This window comes from Photorhabdus noenieputensis, assembly GCF_018448935.1.
Classification (GTDB): domain Bacteria; phylum Pseudomonadota; class Gammaproteobacteria; order Enterobacterales; family Enterobacteriaceae; genus Photorhabdus; species Photorhabdus noenieputensis.
Genome location: NZ_RCWC01000203.1, coordinates 1 through 327, shown reverse-complemented (window position 1 = coordinate 327; position 327 = coordinate 1). Strand labels below are relative to the sequence as shown.

The window sequence follows — 327 nt, the reverse complement described above, 5'->3', positions numbered from 1 at the left end:
GCCCGTCATCACTGGCGGCGGTCAGATTCAGCGCGGTATCGTATTCATACCGGCGGGCCACGCCCGCGTAAGCGGGTCCCTCAATCTCGTCCGGTTCAGCCGGCCGGAAAAAATAGGGATTGCGGCCGGCCCGTTGCGCGGTTAACTGCCCCATCAGGCTGTACTGCTGGCGCAGAATAAATCCCCCGTCCACATAACGGCCCGTGTCCCGGCCGGCGTCATCCCGTTCCAGGGTCAGGGGGGCCTGCTCCGCCAGCGTCAGTTTAATCAGTTCCCCCACCCGGTTAACTTCCTGCCGGCTCTGCCAGCGGCAGAGGCGGGTCTGCC

The 327-nt window shown here is 65.1% G+C and carries 1 protein-coding gene; it reads right to left on the bottom strand.

What is annotated here, in order from left to right; all coding sequences use genetic code 11:
- A partial coding sequence (locus EAE91_RS23870; protein ID WP_214090586.1) for a hypothetical protein occupies positions 1-280 on the bottom strand: 280 nt, incomplete at its 3' end.
- Positions 281-327: the final 47 nt, after the last annotated feature.